At 64.8% G+C, this 3,231-nt stretch carries 3 protein-coding genes; all 3 read left to right on the top strand.

Annotation, left to right across the window (positions count from 1 at the left end; genetic code table 11):
- Positions 1 to 743: TRAP transporter large permease (locus AC1DWI_RS17445; protein ID WP_477725307.1), on the top strand; the 743-nt coding region annotated here is incomplete at its 5' end.
- On the top strand, positions 744 to 1,673 hold the full coding sequence (locus tag AC1DWI_RS17440; RefSeq protein ID WP_477670930.1) for a ribokinase: 930 nt from the start codon (positions 744 to 746) through the stop codon (positions 1,671 to 1,673).
- Between the two features lie 310 nt (positions 1,674 to 1,983).
- Positions 1,984 to 3,231, top strand: a 1,248-nt coding sequence (locus AC1DWI_RS17435; protein WP_477725306.1) for an efflux RND transporter periplasmic adaptor subunit, incomplete at its 3' end; no start/stop codon positions are given.

Genomic DNA, 3,231 nt, shown 5'->3' with positions numbered 1-3,231 from the left:
GGCTGATGATGGGCGTGGTCGCGGTCATCGCCAAAAAGCGCAACATGCCGCGCGACGAACCTGTGCCACGCTCGGAATGGGCCGGCCTGATCTTTCGTGGTGCACTGCCGTTGTCGATGCCCATCGTGCTGCTGGGCGGCATTTACTCCGGCATCTTCACGCCGACCGAAGCCGCCGCCGTGGCCGCGCTGCATGCATTGATCCTGGCGGCGCTGGTGTTCCGCGCATTGACGTGGCGCAGCTTCTGGGTCGTGGTGATGGAATCCACACGCGCCAGCGCGGTGATCACCATGATCCTGGCCGGCTCCTTCATGCTCAACTACGCCTTCACCGCCGAAGGCGTGCCGCAGGCCATGGCCGCGTGGGTCGACAGCATGCATTTTTCGCAGATCGGCTTTTTGCTGATGGTGAACGTCATGTTCCTGGTGCTCGGCTGCTTCCTCGATGTGTCAGTGCTGCTGCTGGTGTTTGTGCCCATGCTGCTGCCGGCGGCCAAGCTGCTGGGCGTGGACCTGGTGCACTTCGGCGTGCTGGTCGTGCTCAATATGATGATCGGGCTGATCCACCCGCCCTTCGGCATGCTGCTGTTCGTGACGAAAGCCCTTACCGGCATTCCCATCGGCGAAATGATGAAGGAAGGCTGGCCTTTCCTCGTCATGCTGCTGCTGCTGTTGCTGGCCATGACGTGTTTTCCCCAAATTGTGCTGTGGCTGCCGCAAACCATGGGCTATGGAGCCAAATAAATGAGCGCCAGGGCCAACGAAGACGCCAGTGTCGTTTGCGTTGCCAGCTGGAACGCCGACCTGATCTCCCGCGTCGAGCGGCCCATCGCGCGCGGGGAAACGCTGATGGCCAGCGATTTCAGCATCAGCCCGGGCGGCAAGGGCAGCAATGCGGCAGTGGCTGCTGCCCGACAGGGTGCGCGCGTGGCACTGATCGCACGTATCGGGGACGACGACTTCGGACGCATGGGGATGAAGCTTTGGCATGAGGAAGGCGTCGTCACCACGCACGTCGAACAGGTAGCCGATGAGCGCAGCGGTGTTGCGCAAATCCTCGTCTACGAGGACGGCGACAACAGCATTGCGGTGTATCCCGGTGCCGGCACCGGCCTGGCTGCGCGCCATGCGCAGGCAGCGCATGAGGTACTGGGCGCTTGCCGCGTCGTGATGGCTTCGTGCGAAGTGCCTGCAGACGCCACGCTGGAAGCCTTTCGTCTGGCCCGCGGCGCAGGGGCCATCACCATCCTGAACCCCGCACCTGCGCGACCGCTGCCTGACGAACTTCTGGCGCTGGTCGATGTGCTGACTCCCAATGAAAACGAACTCTACCTGCTGGCCGGTGCAGCGCATGCCGGTTCGGTGGACGACGCTGCCCTGCAGTTGCTCAACCGTGGTACACGCGCCGTGCTCGTCACGCTGGGCGCTTCCGGCTGCCGGCTCTTCCAGGCCGGCAAGCCGCCCGTTTCACTGCCGGGCCGCCGCATGGCCGTGCGCGACACCATAGGCGCGGGCGACACCTTCACCGGCGCGCTGGCCGCCGCGCTGGCACGCGGAGAAATGCTGCCTGCTGCCATGCAGTGGGCCAATGCGGCTGCCGCACTGTCGGTCACGCGGCACGGCGCCATCGATGGCATGCCGTCCTTCGCCGAAGCGGCGGCGCTGCTGGGCTAAATACCGGAATCTGGAAAGAATGGCTGCAGCCCAATAGCAACAGGCGCAAGCAGCTATTAAAACGATAGCAATCGGCAAACTCAAGCCCCGCACCTGTTATTGCCCGAAGTCGTGTAGGCCAATCGCCGCTTTACCGGATATTTACGCGCCTCTTTCAGGCGCTTTATCTGCGCCGCCGAGGCTTGCAGTGATAATTATTGAGCGCCGTCAGGTGGACCCGAGGGCTTTGGCTGCCGGCGCATGAATCACCATCAAACACAAAAAAATGCTGTGCCGGCCCGTCTGGCGCAGCGGGCACCAAGGACAGCTGATGGACCCGAAAGCCGAGACGCCGGAAAGCGGCGCCCCTACCCCATCCCGTAGAAGACTAAGCCGCCGCGCGTCCATCATCGGCAGCGTGATCGCCGTGCTGGCACTGGCCGGCACCGGCTGGCTGGCCTGGCACCTGACCCACCCTTCCACAGACACCCAGACGGGCGGCGGCCCGGGCGGTCCTGGCGGAGCCTTCAGGCGCGGTGCACCAGCCACCACGGTAGGCGTCGCCACGGCCGAGAAGGCCAGCATCCCGATCGTCCTGGAAGCCTTGGGCACCGTCACTCCCCAGGCCACGGTCAGGGTGCGGCCACAGGTTTCCGGCGTGATGGAAAAGGTTTTGTTCAAGGAAGGCCAGATGGTCAAGGCCGGTGAACTTCTGGCCACCATCGACCCGCGCCAGTTTGAAATGGCGCTGATGCAGGCCGTGGGCCAGCGCCAGCGCGACGAGGCGCAACTTGACAGCGCCCGCGTCACCCTGCAGCGCTTCAAGACCCTGCTCGAGCAGGACTCGATTGCACGGCAGGAAGTCGACACGCAGGCTGCACTGGTCAAGCAGCTGGAAGGCACAGTCGTCATCGACAAGGCCAATGAAGGCACAGCGCGACTCAACCTGGGCTACACCCGCGTGGTGGCGCCCGTCAGCGGGCGCGTGGGCCTGCGCACTGTGGACATCGGCAATGTGGTGAGCAACAGCGACGCCAACGGCATTGCGCTGATTACCCAGGTCAGCCCGATTGACGTGGTCTTCTCCGTCCCGCAGGACCGGGCGGGCGAGCTGCAGCAAAACGCCGCTGGAAGCACTGCCATGAAAGTCGTTGCGCTGGACCGCACGCGCACCGCCACCCTCGATACCGGCGTTTTTGCCTCGCTCGACAACCAGGTGGACACCACCACCGGCACCGTCCGGGCCAAGGCGCGCTTTGCCAACAGCAAGCTCACGCTGTTCCCCAGCCAGTTCGTGAACGTGCAGCTGCAGGTCAAAACACTGGAAGACGCGGTGGTGGTGCCCGTCACCGCCGTACGCCTGGGCAGCACCGGGGACTACGTTTATGTGCTGAACGCCGCCGACCGTACGGTGTCCCTGCGGCCAGTGCAGCGCGGCCAGGCCACAGCCGAAAAAATCGTGATCACCTCCGGGCTGAAGGCCGGTGAGCGCGTGATCACCGAAGGCGCCGACCGCCTGAAGGACGGCGCCAGCGTGGTGCTGCCGGGCGACGCGCCCGGCGCCGGCATGGGCGGCAAG

The organism is Polaromonas sp. P3_C2 (assembly GCF_056402675.1).
This window is presented reverse-complemented; position numbering and strand designations above follow the sequence as displayed.

Coding starts and splice junctions, on each gene's coding strand:
- AC1DWI_RS17440 (WP_477670930.1), top strand. CDS start 744: ATGAGCGCCAGGGCCAACGAAGACGCCAGTGTCGTTTGCGTTGCCAGC.